14 protein-coding genes are annotated in these 15,240 nt (G+C 66.1%); 2 read left to right on the forward strand and 12 right to left on the reverse strand.

Features of this window, described 5'->3' with window-relative positions:
* Positions 1-106: 106 nt before the first annotated feature.
* From BMY06_RS05380 to BMY06_RS05415, 8 genes are all read right to left on the reverse strand, one after another.
* Positions 107-1,384 carry an SAM-dependent methyltransferase gene (locus tag BMY06_RS05380; protein ID WP_074981913.1) on the reverse strand — a complete coding sequence of 426 codons (1,278 nt, stop codon included), beginning with the start codon at positions 1,382-1,384 and terminating at the stop codon, positions 107-109.
* Complete coding sequence (locus BMY06_RS05385) at positions 1,381-2,241, reverse strand: DUF1365 domain-containing protein (protein ID WP_065060944.1); 861 nt, start codon at positions 2,239-2,241, stop codon at positions 1,381-1,383. The genes BMY06_RS05380 and BMY06_RS05385 overlap by 4 nt, the downstream gene beginning before the upstream one ends.
* The gene (locus tag BMY06_RS05390; RefSeq protein ID WP_074981915.1) at positions 2,238-3,572 is read right to left on the reverse strand and encodes an NAD(P)/FAD-dependent oxidoreductase; all 1,335 of its coding nucleotides are present in this window, start codon (positions 3,570-3,572) and stop codon (positions 2,238-2,240) included. The genes BMY06_RS05385 and BMY06_RS05390 overlap by 4 nt, the downstream gene beginning before the upstream one ends.
* 129 nt (positions 3,573-3,701) lie before the next feature.
* Entirely contained in the window at positions 3,702-4,310 is a 609-nt protein-coding gene (locus BMY06_RS05395) for a lipocalin family protein (RefSeq protein WP_074982189.1), read from the reverse strand.
* A gap of 47 nt (positions 4,311-4,357) precedes the next feature.
* Positions 4,358-5,503, reverse strand: a complete 1,146-nt coding sequence (locus tag BMY06_RS05400) for an SAM-dependent methyltransferase (protein WP_080180779.1) — start codon at positions 5,501-5,503, stop codon at positions 4,358-4,360.
* Positions 5,500-6,324, reverse strand: a complete 825-nt coding sequence (locus BMY06_RS05405) for a DUF1295 domain-containing protein (protein WP_074981916.1) — start codon at positions 6,322-6,324, stop codon at positions 5,500-5,502. Before BMY06_RS05405 ends, BMY06_RS05400 begins: the two co-directional genes overlap by 4 nt.
* A gap of 121 nt (positions 6,325-6,445) precedes the next feature.
* Entirely contained in the window at positions 6,446-7,207 is a 762-nt protein-coding gene (locus BMY06_RS05410; RefSeq protein ID WP_074981918.1) for an anti-sigma factor, read from the reverse strand.
* The gene (locus BMY06_RS05415; RefSeq protein ID WP_074981920.1) at positions 7,204-7,815 is read right to left on the reverse strand and encodes a sigma-70 family RNA polymerase sigma factor; all 612 of its coding nucleotides are present in this window, start codon (positions 7,813-7,815) and stop codon (positions 7,204-7,206) included. The genes BMY06_RS05410 and BMY06_RS05415 overlap by 4 nt, the downstream gene beginning before the upstream one ends.
* A gap of 420 nt (positions 7,816-8,235) precedes the next feature.
* Here BMY06_RS05415 and BMY06_RS05420 point away from each other — a divergent pair, with 420 nt between their 5' ends.
* Complete coding sequence (locus tag BMY06_RS05420) at positions 8,236-9,420, forward strand: GGDEF domain-containing protein (protein ID WP_065060938.1); 1,185 nt, start codon at positions 8,236-8,238, stop codon at positions 9,418-9,420.
* Between the two features lie 306 nt (positions 9,421-9,726).
* Here BMY06_RS05420 and BMY06_RS05425 read toward each other — a convergent pair whose 3' ends face one another.
* Positions 9,727-10,059, reverse strand: coding sequence for an H-NS family nucleoid-associated regulatory protein (locus tag BMY06_RS05425; protein ID WP_074981922.1), 333 nt, complete (start codon positions 10,057-10,059; stop codon positions 9,727-9,729).
* Between the two features lie 197 nt (positions 10,060-10,256).
* The gene (locus BMY06_RS05430) at positions 10,257-10,841 is read right to left on the reverse strand and encodes an ATP phosphoribosyltransferase regulatory subunit (protein ID WP_065060937.1); all 585 of its coding nucleotides are present in this window, start codon (positions 10,839-10,841) and stop codon (positions 10,257-10,259) included.
* A 669-nt stretch (positions 10,842-11,510) separates the two neighbouring features.
* Between BMY06_RS05430 and BMY06_RS05435 the strand changes: the two genes are divergently transcribed.
* Positions 11,511-13,271: a methyl-accepting chemotaxis protein gene (locus tag BMY06_RS05435; RefSeq protein WP_074981923.1), complete on the forward strand. Its 1,761-nt coding sequence runs from the start codon at positions 11,511-11,513 to the stop codon at positions 13,269-13,271.
* A gap of 16 nt (positions 13,272-13,287) precedes the next feature.
* Here BMY06_RS05435 and BMY06_RS05440 read toward each other — a convergent pair whose 3' ends face one another.
* On the reverse strand, positions 13,288-14,100 hold the full coding sequence (locus BMY06_RS05440) for a phosphodiesterase (RefSeq protein WP_080180846.1): 813 nt from the start codon (positions 14,098-14,100) through the stop codon (positions 13,288-13,290).
* A 143-nt stretch (positions 14,101-14,243) separates the two neighbouring features.
* A complete protein-coding gene (locus BMY06_RS05445; RefSeq protein WP_074981927.1) occupies positions 14,244-15,149 on the reverse strand; it encodes an intradiol ring-cleavage dioxygenase in 906 nt (301 codons plus the stop codon).
* Positions 15,150-15,240 lie beyond the last annotated feature (91 nt).

A 15,240-nucleotide genomic window follows, 5' to 3' on the forward strand; every position in this document is an offset into this window, starting at 1 on the left:
GACTGTTGAGCGGATGCCGGTTGAATAGCGAAGCGGTGGCCTGGAAATGCGCAGCGCCACGCACGCTTTAACCGGTGGATTCATGGTACCCGCGCCAAAAAGCGTGTCAATGGGGATGTGCGCGGGGATGAGCGCGAGGATGTCCGTCACAGCGTTGCACGACGAAATGCATCACATCCGTGCGTCCTTCGTCGAACGCGGCTTCGCAATAGCCGAAATAGAGCGTCCAGATGCGAATGAACGCATCGTCGAAACCGAGCGCGCGCAGGGTGTCGAGTCGGCTTTCGAAACTTGCGCGCCACAGACGCAAGGTCTGCGCATAATCGCGTCCGAATGCAAAGACGGCGCGTGCTTCGAGTTGCGCCTGCTGCGCGGCGCGCACGAATTGCTGCGGACCGGGCAACATGCCGCCCGGAAAAATCATCTCGCGGATAAAGTCGCTCGACGTGCGATAACGTTCGACATGCGCATCGTCGATGGTGATGGTTTGCACGAGCGCCCGCGCGCCCGGTTTCAGCAGACGCGAAAGCGTGTCGAAATACGTCGGCCACCACGCTTCGCCCACGGCTTCGAACATTTCGATGGAGACGATCGCATCGTACTGGCCGTCGTTTTCGTGAAGATCGTGAACATCACAGAGATCACGATAGTCGCGCAGTTCGATCTCCGCGAGATGCGCAAGCTGCGCCGCGTTCACGCGTTCGCTGGCCCACGCGTGTTGTTCCTGCGAAATCGTCACGCCGCGCACATGGATGCCTTGCCGCGCCGCATACAACGCGAAACCGCCCCAGCCGCAGCCGATTTCGAGCACGCGCATGCCGGGCGCGAGCGCGAGCGTATCGATGATGCGCTGATACTTCGCGCACTGCGCTTCGTCGAGCGGACGGTGTGCGTCGTCGTCGAAACAGGCGCTCGAATAGGTCATCGTTTCATCGAGCCACGCCGCGTAGAACGCGTTGCCCAGATCGTAATGCGCGTGGATATTGCGTCGGCTGCCGGCGCGCGTGTTGCGGCGCAGCCGATGGCGCAGCGCGTACCACATGCGCGCGAGCGGGCCGCCGTGCAGGGTCGTGGCGACGGCGTCTTCGTTGCGGATCGCGAGGCGCATCAGCGCGGTGAGATCGGGCGCGTCGAGCCATTGCGCGCGCAACGCCTCGGCGAAACCGATATCGCCCGCGCGAAGGATTGCCCGGCACGCGCGCCAGTCGTGAATGCGCAGCGCGGCGGCCGGGACGTCGCGTGCATCGCCGAACACCTGCTGCGCGCCGTCGGGCGTCGTCAGCGTCAGATGGCCATGACGGATCCTGCGCAGCAAGGCAAGAAAGAGACGGGCCGCAAGCGGCATCGGCGGGTGCGCGGCCGTGGGCAGGCGGAGCAGCGTCATGAGCGGGCCTCGTGATCGGTGGGGCGCAAGGATGCGTCGGATGCGTGGGGTGTAGGCGGGTGTTTGCCGAAAAACGGCACGCGTTTGAGCCAGAGGCGCAGCGCCTGCCAGTGAATCCGCAGCACGACGCCGGGCGTGAGGAGCGGCTGACGCAGGAGCGCGCCGAATGCGCGGCGTGCGTCGAGCGGTTCGGCGCGCATGGCGATGGCGGTGCGCAGCAGCACGCCGAGACTATCGACGTAATCGATCGCGGTGACAAGCCGCGCGCCGTGCTGGCGCACGCGAAACCGATAGTGGCCCTCGACGCGGCAAAACGGCGAAACGTGAAAGGTCTTGCGGCACTGCAGCTCGGTCGTATTGCCGATCGGCGCGTGATCGGGCGCGCTCAATAGATAGCCGTGATGCGCGCCGAAGGTGTTGCGTACGTCGGCGTAGAGCGCGCGCAGGCGGCCCGCGCGGTCGTAGCAATACCAGAAGCTCACCGGATTGAACGCGTGACCGAAGATGCGCGGCAGCGTTTGCAACCAGATCGCGCCATCGGCGGGAATGCCCGCGTCGGCGAGACGCGCGCGCATCCACGGCGCGAGCGCGCGTCCATCGCGCGGACCGTAGTCGCGCGGATCGAGCGAGAACACGCGCCGACGGTCGATGCCGAACCACCCGCATTGCAGCGCGTCGAGGCGGTCGAGATCGCAGCAGATCTGGAACAGCGGATACGCGAACGCGTGATGTGCGGGGCGCAGGCGTTCGTGCACCACGCGGCCCGTGAGCAGACAGGCCGCGTGCGCATCCTCGCCTGGGCGTGCGGTGCGGGCGAACGGCGGCGCGCCGCGCGCGAGATCGGCGCGTGGGCTCATGGGCGGCCCCACGCAGGCATCAGGCCGAAGTCGCGCGCCACGCGCAGCGCCGACTTGAGGCCGTCTTCGTGAAAGCCGTAGCCGGTCCACGCGCCCGCGAACCACGTCGCGCGCCGCCCTTGCAGATCGGGCAGGCGCTGTTGCGCGTCGATGGCCGCGAGGTCGAGCAGCGGATGTTCGTAGACGTAGCGGCCGAGCACGGCATGCGGCGCGGGTTCGCTCACCGGATTGAGCGTGACCACCACGGGCGTGCGAAACGGCAGCGGCTGCAACTGGTTGATGAGGTAGCTCACGCAGACGGGCTGCGCATCGGCGTCGCTGCCCGCATGATGCGCCGACGCACGGCTGAGGTAATTCCACGCCGACCACACGCGTCGGCGGCGCGGCAGCAGCGCCGTGTCGGTGTGCAGCAGCGCCACGTTGCGTTGATAGCGCACGGCCCCGAGCACGTCGCGTTCGGCGTCGTCGGCATCGGCGAGCAAGGCCAGCGTCGTGGGCGCGTGGCTCGCGAACACGATGGCGTCGAAACGTTCCGCGCCCGCGTCATCGGTCGCGATCATGACGCCCGACGCGTCGCGGCGCACCGCGCGCACGGGCGTGTTCAGGCGCACGTCGTCGAGCGTGGCGAGCAGGCGCGCGACGTATTCGCGCGAGCCGCCCGCCACGGTTTGCCACGGCGGCCGGTTGTTCACCTGTAGCAAGGCGTGATTGAGGCAGAAGCGCAGAAAGGTCGCGGCCGGAAAGCGCAGCACGTCGCGCGCGGCGCTCGACCAGATGGCGGCGGCCATCGGCAACAGATAGTGGCGCTGGAACGGTGCGCCGTAGCCGCCCGCCGTCAGCAGTTCGCCCACCGAAAGCCGCTCGCGCCGCGCTGTTTCCAGATGATGTTCGGCGGCGGCGTTGAAACGCAGAATGTCGCGCAGCATACCGATGAACGTCGGCGAAAAGAGGTTGCGGCGCTGCGCGAACACGGTGTTCAGATTCGTGCCCGCCCACTCCAGCGCGCCGCCGTCCATCGACACCGAAAACGACATCTCGCTGCGATGCACGCGCACGCCGAGTTCGGCGAACAGCGCCACGAGGTTCGGATAGGTGCGCTCGTTGAACACCAGAAAACCGGTGTCGACGGGATGACGCTGTCCGTCGAGCGCGACGTCGACGGTATGCGCGTGGCCGCCCGCCGTCGCGGCCGCCTCGAACAGCGTGACGCGATGGCGACGCGCGAGCAGCCACGCGCTCGCCAGCCCGGCGATACCCCCGCCGACGACCGCCACGCGGCGGCCCGGCGGCAAGGCGGCGCTCGTGGCGTCGGCGATCTGGGCGGGTTCCATGCGTTTTTCTCCCTGATTCGTGCGTTGTCGTCATGGAATCGGTGACTGCTGCGTGCAGACTTCCTTGTGTGCAGATACGGACGGAAGGCGCGCGCGGATGCACGCGATGCGCGCGAAAATCGCGCGAAACTACGGCGAAGCAAATCCCGGCTGACCCAATTGCGCGGGAAACTGCGGCACGCGTCGAAAACGCGTGCTGTCGTAGCCCATCGCATCGAGACGCGCGAGCAGTGCGTGATAGGTCGCGTCGTCCATCTCGGGCTCGCGCGAGAAAATCCAGCCGAGCGATTTGCCCGGATAACCGAGGATCGTCACGCGATAATCCGGGTCGACATAGAGCGTGAGCTGTGTGACGTGGATCGGCCAGAACAGGCGCACGCGCCAGCGCCCGCCGCCGCTGCCGGGCACGACCGCATCGACGAAGCGGTAGTGCTTTTCGGGCGCGTCGAAGCCGCCTTTGCGACCGAAGAAGGCGTCGTCGATGCGGCCGTCCGCGCGCAGCGTCCACTCGGCGCGGCTCGCCACGAAACCGCGTTCCGCGAAATACGGAATGTTGGCGATCACGTACCAGCGGCCCATGTAGCGCGGCAGGTCGACGCTGACCGGTTCGAGCGGCTGGTCGGCGCGAGGATTCGGATTGGGCGGCCCGTTCGTGCAGCCGCCGAGCGCGATGCATGCCACGAGCGATAGCGGCGCGAAGAACGTTACACGCCGCAGGGATCGCATGAAATCACGCATGAAATCGCGCCTGAAATCAGGCATGAAAAGCATCGTCGGCATCGCGCTTACTCGCTGGTGCCAGGCCGCGCCGCGCGCTTGCGCAGCAGATAATGCGCGACGCCCCACTCCTCGCCGCGCGCATAGCCGAACAGTTCGGCCACGGCCAGATAGAACATGCGCCAGCGCTGGAACGCGAGACGCGGGTTGCCGCTCGCGTCGAGCAGCGGCAGCGCCTGGGCGCGCGCGGCATCGAGCGCGGCGAGCCACTGGTTCGCGGTGCGCGCGTAATGCGTGCCGTCGATCCACCATTGCCGCTCGACGCGCAGATCGTCCTGAAAACGCAGCAGCAGATGCGCCGAGGGCATCGTGCCGCCCGTGAAGAAATGACGGGACATCCAGTCGCTGCCGTCGCGCACCTCGAAGTGATACGCGAGCAGCCGATGCGCGAACAGATGCACGAAGAGGCGGCCGTCGTCGTCGAGCCAGCGCGCAATCTTCGCGAGCAGCAGGCCGTAGTGCTTCATGTGCTCGAACATTTCGATCGACAGCACGCGGTCGAAACGCGGCTCGCCGGGCGCGAACTCAAAGCGCGCGACATCGCCGGTCACGATGCGCAGATTCGCGAGCCCCAGCTCGTTGGCGCGGCGCTCGATGAACGCGCGCTGCCCGTGCGAATTCGACAGCCCGACGATGCTCGCATGCGGATAACGTTGCGCGAGCCAGAGCGTGAGCGCGCCCCAGCCGCAGCCGAGGTCGAGGATGCGCTGACCGTCGGCGAGTTCCGCGCGCGCTGCATAGAGCGCAAGCATGGCGTCCTCGGCCTGCGCGAGCGTTTCGTCGCCGCGCGGATAGTAGCCGCACGAATACTTCAGGCGCGGCCCGAGATGCGCCGCGAAGAACGCGCCCGGAATCTCGTAGTGCTGCGCGTTGGCCGCCTGCGTTTCGATGGCGATCGGGCTGGCGCGCAGTTCGTCGATCAGCGTTTCGAACGCTTCGGCGCGTCGCGTGCCGTCGTGCGCGTGTGCGTCGGCGAGACGGCGGCGCAGCAGCGTGCGCATGCCCATGCGGATCAACGCATCGGGCAGCCAGCCGCGTTCGCACAGGCGGATCGCAAGCGAGGTGTCGTAAGTGCTCGATGGCGGCGGCGTGTCGTGCGGTGTGTCGTGCGGACGGTCGTGCGAATCCTGCAACGGCGGAACGGTCACGGTCATGATCGCGGGCTCCTCGAAGGGCGATGTGAGGCGTCGTCGGCGTGCGCGTGGCGCGGCGGCCACGGAATGAACGCGTGCGTGGTCGCCATGTAGTCGCGATAGCCGTCACGCGTCTGCACGAGCCGCGCTTCGAGCAGTGGCACGCCGGAGAGCTTGAGCAGCAGCCACGCCATCGCGAACGGCGGCACGAGCGTCGCCCAACCCCAGGGCTGGCCGATCGACCAGACCGTGTAGGCGCACCAGTGCAGCGATTCGAAGAAGTAATTCGGATGGCGCGAGTAACGCCACCAGCCGCGCGTGCAGACCTGGCCGCGCGCGGCGGGATCGGCGAGATGGCCGCGCAACTGGCGGTCGGCGGCGGCTTCGCCCGCGAGCGCCGCGAAGCCGATGGACAAGGCGATGACGATGGCCGGAATCGACGGCGTGTGCGCCTGCCAGGCGGGCACGAAGAACGCGATCGACAGCAGCAGCGAGATCACTGCCTGGAGCATGAAGAAGCCGAGCATGCGCGCCGGCGCGTGGCGCCCCCAGCGCGTGCGCAGCGCGGCGTAGCGCGGGTCTTCCGGGCCGCGACGGTTGCGTCGCCAGAGATGCGCGCCGAGCCGCAGACCCCACACGCCGCCGCCGAACGCGACCGCCACGCGGTTCAGCGTCGCGCCCGGACCGGCGAGGGCGGCGAAGACGGCCACGGCGCCGAGCGACAGCGCCCAGACCGGGTCGATCATGCCCGCGTTGCCGGTGCGCAATTGCACGAGCCAGACGACGCCGAACGCGACGACGAGCGCGCCAAACGCGGCAAGAACGGCGGTGGTGATCGGCATGGAGACTCCGTGAGGAGGCTGATGCCGGGAGATACGGACGAGCGCGGCGTTTGGATGCAGCGCCAGTGCAGCGGAATCGTCGCGAGGGACGAACGCGCCGCGCCGACGCGCGGCGGGGGGCTCAGGCCGTGGCGTGCATCGTGCCGGTAGCGACGACGGGGCCGGTCGGCTGGCCCGTCGGCGAGCCGCCGGTCGGTTCGATCGAGACGGCCAGCACGGCGCGCGCGCTGAGCTTCGCGACCACGCTGGCGGGCAGGTTCATGTGTGCGGGCGCATCGGCTGGGAACACGCCGAGCGCGACCGGCTTTTCGCCGGGCGCAATCAGCCAGAGTTCGGTGGCGCGTCCGGCCGGCACGGTCGGCTTCACGGCGGGCACGACGACCATTTCGCTGCGGCGCAGATCGACGGTCGCGGTCCAGTGGGCGATGCCGTCGGGGCGGGCGATCGTCGCGACCATATAGGCGCCGCCGGGCGCGACGGCCACCGGCGCCGGGCCCGCGGCCTCGTGTATCGCCTGCATCTCGCGCAGCACGACCACGTTGACCAGCGCGAGCGCGAGCGCCGCGACGCTCGCACCGACGCCCACGAAGCGCCACAGGCGCAAGCTGTTCCACCACGGTCCCGCATCTTGCGTCGGCGTGCGGCGCGGCGGCAGGAAGCCGAGATCGCGCTCGATGCGGGTCCACACGCGCGCGGGCACGGCCAGCGGACGCAGTTCCTCGGCGAGCGGCGCGAGGCGGCGCTGCCAGCGTTCGATGGCGGCGAGCAGGACGGGATCGGTTTCGGCGGCGTGTTCGAGCGCGCGCCGCTCGTTCGCGTCGAGCACGCCGAGCGCGTATTCGGCGCCGAGCAGGTCGGGATCGTGATCGGCGGGCGTGCTCATGATTCCAGACACGATTTGAGTTGCATGAGGCTGCGCCGGATCCAGCTTTTCAGCGTGCCGAGCGGCACGCTCAGACGCTCCGCCAGTTCGCTGTAAGTCGCGCCGCTGAAAAACGCTTCGCGGACCGCGCCGCGCTGCGTGGGTTCGAGTTGCGCCATGCAGCGTTCGAGCCGCTGGCGCTCCTCGCTGGCTTCGGCGCGGGCGGCGGGCGTGGGATCGTCGTCGGCGATGGCGTGCGCGACGGCGTCGTCGAGCGGACTTTCGTGATGCTGGCGCAGGCGGTCGATCGCGCGGTTGCGCGCGAGCGTCACGAGCCAGGTCATCGCGCCGCCGCGCGCGGCATCGAACGTATCGGCGCGACGCCATGCGGCCGTGAACACTTCCTGAAGCAGATCTTCGGCTTCGGCGCGGTCGTGAACCATGCGCACGAGCACGGCGAAGACATGGCCGGAGGCGAGCCGGTAAAGCTCGGCGAAAGCGCGCTGCTCGCCGCGCGCCGTGGCGTCGAGCAGCTGGTTCAGACGCGCGCGGCGCGCCGCGTCGGACGCCTCGGCGCGTGCGGATGGCGAGGCTGCGTTGTCGTCGAGGCCGCCGGACGGATCACTCATGCGAGGAGGGCGCGCTGGCGCACCCGCTGGAGGACATGGGCCCGAATATAGCATCGACCGCCCGATGCGCGGCGGCGGGCGGTACGGACAACGAGCGTGGCGAAAGTCGGCTGGCGTCATGAGCGTGAAGCGAAGGGTTTCACGATATACGGATGCGTGCGCGCGGCGGACGCGCATTGCATCCGCGCATTCGCGTGCACGAATTGAACCGCCTGGCTTCGATCGTCATTTTTTCAGACGTGACGTGCGATACGATAGGCGTCCCGCATCAAACGGGTGCAGCCCGAGCGGCAGATGTCGCCGCGCGGGTTTTAAACAGCTTTTAAAAAGATTTCGATTGTCTTTCGCGATCCGGCATAACACGTGGTTTTCCCTGATCGCTTTTTCCTCTGATTTTTATCGCCGCCTGAATTCGTTCTCATGCCCAGCGCTTTCGCTCTTTTGGCGATCCTGATCGTTTCGTGTCTGATGAGCGTGGCCGTGCTGGGTTCGCTCGTGCGCGCGTCGGTGCCGGGCGTGGGCCGCTGGTGCGTGGGTTATGCGCTGCTCGGCGTGGCGGCGACGTGGATTCTGATCGGCGGAATGCAGGCGGGCGCGATGACGATCGTCGGGGTGAGTTCGCTGACGCTGGGCGCGGTGCTGCTGCTCGTGCAGGGCACGCGGCGATTCTTCGACGTGCCGCCCGTGCGTCGCGACGAATGCGCGGCGCTCGTCTTCGCCGTGGCCGCGCTGGTCTACTTCACCCGTGTTGCGCCCAGTGCGAACGCGCGCGGCGTGATCGTCTCGCTGGGTTTCGTGTATGGCCGCTTCGTGGTGGGCAGCCTCGCGTTGCGTCACGCCGCGCGTGACGGCGCGAGCTACGCCTGCCGCCTGATTGCGGTGGCCGCCTGGCTGGGCGCGCTGGTTTATCTCGCGCGTATCGTCGCGATCGTGCTGGGCCTCGCGCCGGCATTGTCGTTTTTGCAACCGTCGCCGTGGAATATCGCGCTGCTCGGGCTCGCAATCGTCTCGCTGCCGTGCATGTCGACGGGCATGGTGATGCTCGCGCACGAACGCATTCTGCGCAGAATGGAAAAGCTCGCCACCGTCGACGAATTGACGGGCGCGCTCACGCGACGCGCATTCATGGAGCGGGCGCAGGCGTTGCTCGCGCACCGGCGCGCGCGCGGCGGCACGATGGCGATCGCCATTCTCGACATCGACAAGTTCAAGACGGTCAACGACAGCTTCGGCCATGCGGCAGGCGACCGGCTGCTCGCGCATATTTCGCGGATCGTCGCTGCGCAGATCCGGCCGTGCGATCTGTTCGGGCGGCTGGGCGGCGAGGAGTTCGCCGTCGCGTTCGTCGATGTCACGAGACGCGAGGCGGAGGCGTCGACCAATGCGCTGAGAGTGGCCGTCGAGTGTTCGTCCACGGACGGCGTGTCCTGCACGCTCAGCGCGGGCGTGGACAGCATCGGCGCAACCGAAAGCCTGGAGAGCGCCATCGCGCGCGTGGACGCCGCGCTTTACGTTGCGAAAGCGGCGGGGCGTAATCGGGTGGCGGTGGCCGCGGGCACGCACGAAGGCAATCGCGAAACCGGTTATCTGGCCGCATTGCGCTGAAAGGATGCGGCTGGATTCATGGCGGCCACATGCCATGGCGGGCAGGTTGGCGCCCGGCGGAAACACTCGATGCGTTATTCCCGATGATTCATGGTCGGCGAATCATGGCGAATGGAGCAATGCTCAATAGACGAAAAAGACAAAAACGAGCGATAAAACCAATCAGCGAAAACCCGCCTGGGGAAAAGCCCAAATACAACCCAAACGCGATTGAACAGCGGCGAATGACAGGGGCGCGCAACATCCCCGCGCGGTGCGATTCAGCGCCGGCGCGGCTCGCTTGCTGATTGACGGTGAATGGGTGATTTACAGGCGTTCGGCGCTGACGGTCGCGAGGCGGCTGCCGGCGAAAGGGTCGTTGGCCCAGTCGACGCGCGGGCGCGGCGCTTCGGCGCGCTCTTCCGGTTTGCGAATGGCGAAGTGCTCCAGCGCCTGACCGGCGCTAGTCACTTGTACGAGCCATTGCGGCATTTCACCCTGACCGTCCCAGGTGTCGCCCGCCGCGTTTTGATAACGCGCGGCGCGAATTCGAAGCTGATCGGCAGCGATCGAGGCCGCGATGTCGTCCGGCTCGATGCCGAACTCTTCCATTCTGCGGCGAAGGTAAGCAACGATGCTTTCCCGTTTACGTTCATCCACGTTTAAAAACTCCTTCATGCGAGGGACTGTGCTGCACTTTGCAGGTCGCAAATCGCATGCCGCAACGATAGCACGGCTGCGCGCCCGGGGTGCGGGATGCACGCAGCATTTTTCAATCAGAGAGAGCCGGCGCGAGCAGGCGAGCGCGTCGATTGACCGACATGCGCCAGACCGCCAACTCGCGCCGAACGTTTACTTTAAGACGATTGATCATCCGGCGCGTTTAACTCGCCCAAAGACGATGACGACATCGCGAGCACCAGGCGTTCGAGACCGATGCCGAAACCCGCGCCTTCGCGATACGCGCCACCGCCCGCGATCTGCTGCTGGGCGCCGAGCGCCGCGCAGCGCATTTCAAAACCCTGGCCGCCGAGGTAATAGCTCAAGCCCCGGCGCGCGGCACGGTCGAGATCATATCGGACACCCAATGAATCCAGAAACCCCGTTGCGACATCGACGCTGAATGCCGCCGCGCGTTCAGGTTCCGCGCATAGATATTCAAAGCCGAGTTGCGTAAATTCGCGGTATCGACCGGCTTGCGGCCGCTCGTACCTGTAACACCGTGCAATATAAAAGAGCATCCGTTCGCGCGCACCGCCGAGCAGATTGACCGCCTGTTCCTGAAAGAGCGCGGTGGCTTCCGGAATCAGACAGCATGGCCGACCGGATTTATCGGTGAACGTCCACATCTGCTGGAGGATTTCGCTGCCGCCGGCTTTCTCGACGAAGGTGTCTTGCGACCACAACGCCGGGACGATCGCTTCTTCAGCGCCACGATCAATGAAGGTAGCTCCGGAAGCGGCTTTCGAGCGAGCGCATGACGGCGGCCGACTGGCCGGTGACGAAACGGGTTCCGCGAAGCATAGTCATGTTTTTCTCCGTAGGCAATAAAAAAGGCGCCATCTGGCGCCTGGTTCCTGGTGTCCGAAGCCGGCGGCTTCAGAGCGATGGACGTAACGAACCCCGGCGCAAGGTGTTGCGACCGCGATGATGATGAAACCGGGCGAGTTCGTGACGGCGTTCCATGCTCCGATAATGACACAGCGAATTGCGTCTGTGAATGGCGGCGTTCGTATCCACTTTTTATTACCACTTATTGCCAGCGGTATCGGGTCGTGGGTTTTAGCGGCGCGCTCCGGTATTAATCCGGCAATATTTTCCGATTGATTCGTTTCGGGATTAAAGATGCGCACGTATGGCACATTTTATTGGAGCCGGCATTCTATACGGTAAATATGCCTCATAGAAAAATACAATATTCCGCTAACGTTTGCGCGTTGATTTCACGACGGTTTTTCTGCGGTTTATTCACGCGGACTCAGTAAAATCATATGCTCTGCGCATACGTCTGCCGGGGGCGCAGACGCATATCGTTCCGTTGCGTGAATTGGGCATCGTAAAAGCGACCGTCCGCCTTATTTGCCCCTTCATAGAAATGGAAAACAAAAAATATGAATCTGAATCGATTGTCGGTGAAGGCAAAGCTCACGGGTGCGTTCGGGATTTTGGCCTTTATCGTGTTGATCGTGTCCGCGTTGTCGTTGCACGAATTGAACGCCGCGAATAACCGCTTCGCGGGCTACGTCAGCGGGATCGACGCGCGCGCCAGGGCGGCGGTCGCGGTCCGCACGGCAGTCGACGATCGCGCGATGGCGGTGCGCAATCTGGTGCTGGTCACCACGCCCGAGGACGTCGCGCTCGAAAAAGCCGCGGTCGAGGACGCCGAACGGCGCGTCGAAACCAATCTCGACACCTTCAACGCCCTCGTTGCGAGCGCGTCCGACATGAACGAAAAAGGCCGCCGCCTGGCCGCCGAACTGCCGCGCATCGAAGCGCTGTATCGTCCGGTCGCGCTCGATATCGACCGGCTGGCGCTGAACAATCAACGCGACGCCGCGATCGCCGAAATCGACACGAAATGCCGGCCTTTGCTCGCGGCGCTGATCAAGGCGTCGAACGATTTCGCCGATTTCACCCAGGAGCGCGCGGCGCAACAGGTCCAGGAATCGGCGGAGCAATTCGCGCGGCAACGCATGCTGCTGATCGCGATTTGCCTCGCCGCCGTCGCGCTGGCGGTGCTGGCGGGCGTGCTCATCACGCGCGGGCTGTTGCGCGCGCTGGGCGCCGAACCGGCCGAACTCGGCGAAGTCACGCAGCGCGTGGCGTCGGGCGATCTGCGTCCGGTGCCGGGTGCGCAGCGCGCGCCCGCGGGTAGCGTGCTTGCCTCGATGGGCGAGATGCAGGCGAGCCTCGTGAGCCTGATCGGGCAGGTCCGCACATCCGCGAACAGCATCGGCACCGGTGCGAGCCAGATTGCGTCGGGCAACACGGAACTGTCGTCGCGCACGGAACAGCAGGCGGCGTCGTTGCAGGAAACCGCGGCGAGCATGGAGGAGTTGACCTCGACCGTGAAGCAGAACGCCGAAAACGCCCAGCAGGCGAGCGCGCTCTCGCACAACGCATCGGAAGTGGCGGGGCGCGGCAATCAGGTGGTCGGCCAGGTGGTCGAGACGATGGGCGAGATCAGCACGAGCTCCACGCGGATCGCCGACATCACCGGCATCATCGAAGGGATCGCGTTCCAGACCAACATTCTCGCGCTGAATGCGGCGGTGGAAGCGGCCCGCGCGGGCGAGCAGGGGCGCGGTTTCGCGGTGGTCGCGAGCGAAGTGCGCAGCCTCGCGCAACGCTCGTCGAGCGCGGCGAAGGAGATCAAGGAACTGATCAACGCGTCGGTGCAGAAGATTCAGGACGGTTCGTCGCTGGCGGATGAGGCGGGCCGGACGATGGCGGAAGTTACGCAGGCCGTCGCGCGCGTGACCGACATCATGGGCGAAATCGCCGCCGCGTCGACCGAGCAGAGCCGCGGGATCGAGCAGGTCAATCAGGCGATCACGCAGATGGACGACGTCACGCAACAGAACGCGGCGCTGGTGGAGGAAGCGGCGGCCGCGTCGAAATCGCTCGAGGATCAGGGCGTGAAGTTGAATCAGGCGATTGCGTTTTTCCATCTGGACGCCGAGGCGGGGTTTCAGGCGGTGAGCGTGGCGGCCGCGCCGATTCGTGCTGCGGGCGTTGCGCCGCGCAAAGTGAGCACGCGCGCGCCCGCGCCGGCGGTGCGCAAGACCGCCGCGCCCGCGAAACCTGCGGCCGCGCCGGCTCCCGCTTCCGCTCCTGCGCTGATCGACAACGACGGCTGGGACACGTTCTGATCAAGCCGCGCGACGCTCACGCGAACGGCAGCGGTCCGTCGAACTGACCGATATAGCAAAGATGCGAGACCGCGCTGCTTTCACCGTCGCGATCGTCGTCGCTCCAGCGATGCAGCATGAAGGCGGGCGGTTCCATGTATGACGCCGGATCGGCGTCGGGTTGGAGCCGCAACGCGATTTGCGTCGTTGTGCTCGGGCACGTCAACACCGGCACGTTGCCAAGACGCGCGTGCATCGAACGATGCACGTGGCCCGCAACGATGCGATCGACGTTGGCGTGACGCGCGACGAGATCGCGCAGCGGCTTCACATTCGTCATGCCGTACAGGTCGAGATAGGGAATGCCGGTCGCGAACGGCGGGTGATGCAACGCGATCATCACGCGCCGCCGCGCATGTTCGACGAGTTCGCGTTCGAGCCAGTCGAGCGAAGCCGGACTCAATTCGCCGTGGTGAAAACCGGGCACGGTCGAGTCGAGCGCGAGCAGACGAATCGCGCCTGCGTCGATGCCGAAATGCAGTTCGCCTTCGCGCGGCAGCCACGCGTGATCGGCAAACGCCTCGCGCAGAAACCGGCGATGATCGTGATTGCCCGGCATCACCGCATACGGCAGCCGCAACGGCGCGAGCAATTCGCGCAGCATGGCGTATTCGTCGGGCCGGCCTTCGTCGGTCAGATCGCCGCTGATAAGGACGAAATCGGGCGCGGGATCGAGTCGGTTGAGCGTGGCGACCGCTTGCGCGAACATCGCGTTCGAATCGACGAGATCCTGATAGCGCCGGCCGTGCGGCCGCACATGAATATCCGAAATCTGGGCAATGACGCTCACGCATTCCTCCTGCCGTATCGGCTCGCGCGTGTTGAACATATCGGCAACGAGACGAGATTAAGCGGCCAAAAATAAGCGGCCAAAAACCGTTGAGTTTGATTGGCCGCTTTTTCCGTGAGCGATCGGGGAGGACGCGCGGCGCGTTAGCGCGGCGGCGGACCGAAGTGCGAATCGGCGCGCGGACCGAAGTTCGGATCAAACCGCGGTTCGACCGGTTGCGGCGTGGCGTCGGGATCGACGACCGCTTCCACGCGCGCGCGCAGAGGCTTGACGCGACCATCCACGGTGAACGGATTCACGCTGGCGATCATGCTCGAACCGTGCTGGTCCGTGAACACCGGGTCCTCGCGCGACGTCGTGCGCCGGATCGAGTGCGCGCGATATGGATCGGTTTGCATCAGCTGCACCATCAGCGCTTCGGGCAGAAAGAGCTGGCCGACGTGCGAGACGTGCGTGCCTTTCGCGTGCTGCGCATCCGGCGTGCGGACCTTGAAGTGGATGTGATTCGTGCGCCCGGGATACACGCCCGGCACGATGGTTTCGAACCTGACCGCGCCGCTGCGGTCGGTGTGCTGCATGCCGCGCAGGAAGGTGAGGTGATCGGTGGGCGGCGGCGGACCGGGCGGCCGGCCGGGCTGACCCTGGAAACCGCCGGGCGGCACGCCGAACGGCATCCCCGCAGGCGGACGGCCCGGCGCGCCCGAGGCGAAATCGGGCGGCGGCGGCATGGCCGCCGTTTTCGTGTAGCCGGAATAGATGCCCATCGCGTCGCATTGCCAGATGTCGACGGCGGCGCCCACGAGCGGCGCGCAGGTGCGCTTGTCGGTCAGCACGATATCGAGCGTCAGCGCCACGCCGGGCTTGCCTTCGCGGATGTCGCTGCGCATCAGCGCGCCGTCGATCCAGTAAGGACCGACTTCCTGTTCGGGCGTGAGCTGGCAGGGCGCGGGGTTGGCGAGGGCGAGGGAATTCGCGTCGAAGACCGAAGCGGTGGTGCCCACGGCGATGGTCAGTTTGATGAATTCCCGTCGTGACAGGCGTGAGGTCATTATTGTGCTGCAAGGTGCGGAATGTCCGCACTCTACCGGAGCGAAGTCGCCTGGCGATTACATCCGGCATTACGTTTTATTGCTGATTCTT

Origin of the sequence: Paraburkholderia tropica (assembly GCF_900109265.1) — a bacterium.
GTDB lineage: Bacteria > Pseudomonadota > Gammaproteobacteria > Burkholderiales > Burkholderiaceae > Paraburkholderia > Paraburkholderia tropica.

Coding starts and splice junctions, on each gene's coding strand:
- BMY06_RS05380 (WP_074981913.1), bottom strand. CDS start 1,384: ATGACGCTGCTCCGCCTGCCCACGGCCGCGCACCCGCCGATGCCGCTT.
- BMY06_RS05385 (WP_065060944.1), bottom strand. CDS start 2,241: ATGAGCCCACGCGCCGATCTCGCGCGCGGCGCGCCGCCGTTCGCCCGC.
- BMY06_RS05390 (WP_074981915.1), bottom strand. CDS start 3,572: ATGGAACCCGCCCAGATCGCCGACGCCACGAGCGCCGCCTTGCCGCCG.
- BMY06_RS05395 (WP_074982189.1), bottom strand. CDS start 4,310: ATGCGTGATTTCATGCGATCCCTGCGGCGTGTAACGTTCTTCGCGCCG.
- BMY06_RS05400 (WP_080180779.1), bottom strand. CDS start 5,503: ATGACCGTGACCGTTCCGCCGTTGCAGGATTCGCACGACCGTCCGCAC.
- BMY06_RS05405 (WP_074981916.1), bottom strand. CDS start 6,324: ATGCCGATCACCACCGCCGTTCTTGCCGCGTTTGGCGCGCTCGTCGTC.
- BMY06_RS05410 (WP_074981918.1), bottom strand. CDS start 7,207: ATGAGCACGCCCGCCGATCACGATCCCGACCTGCTCGGCGCCGAATAC.
- BMY06_RS05415 (WP_074981920.1), bottom strand. CDS start 7,815: ATGAGTGATCCGTCCGGCGGCCTCGACGACAACGCAGCCTCGCCATCC.
- BMY06_RS05420 (WP_065060938.1), top strand. CDS start 8,236: ATGCCCAGCGCTTTCGCTCTTTTGGCGATCCTGATCGTTTCGTGTCTG.
- BMY06_RS05435 (WP_074981923.1), top strand. CDS start 11,511: ATGAATCTGAATCGATTGTCGGTGAAGGCAAAGCTCACGGGTGCGTTC.
- BMY06_RS05445 (WP_074981927.1), bottom strand. CDS start 15,149: ATGACCTCACGCCTGTCACGACGGGAATTCATCAAACTGACCATCGCC.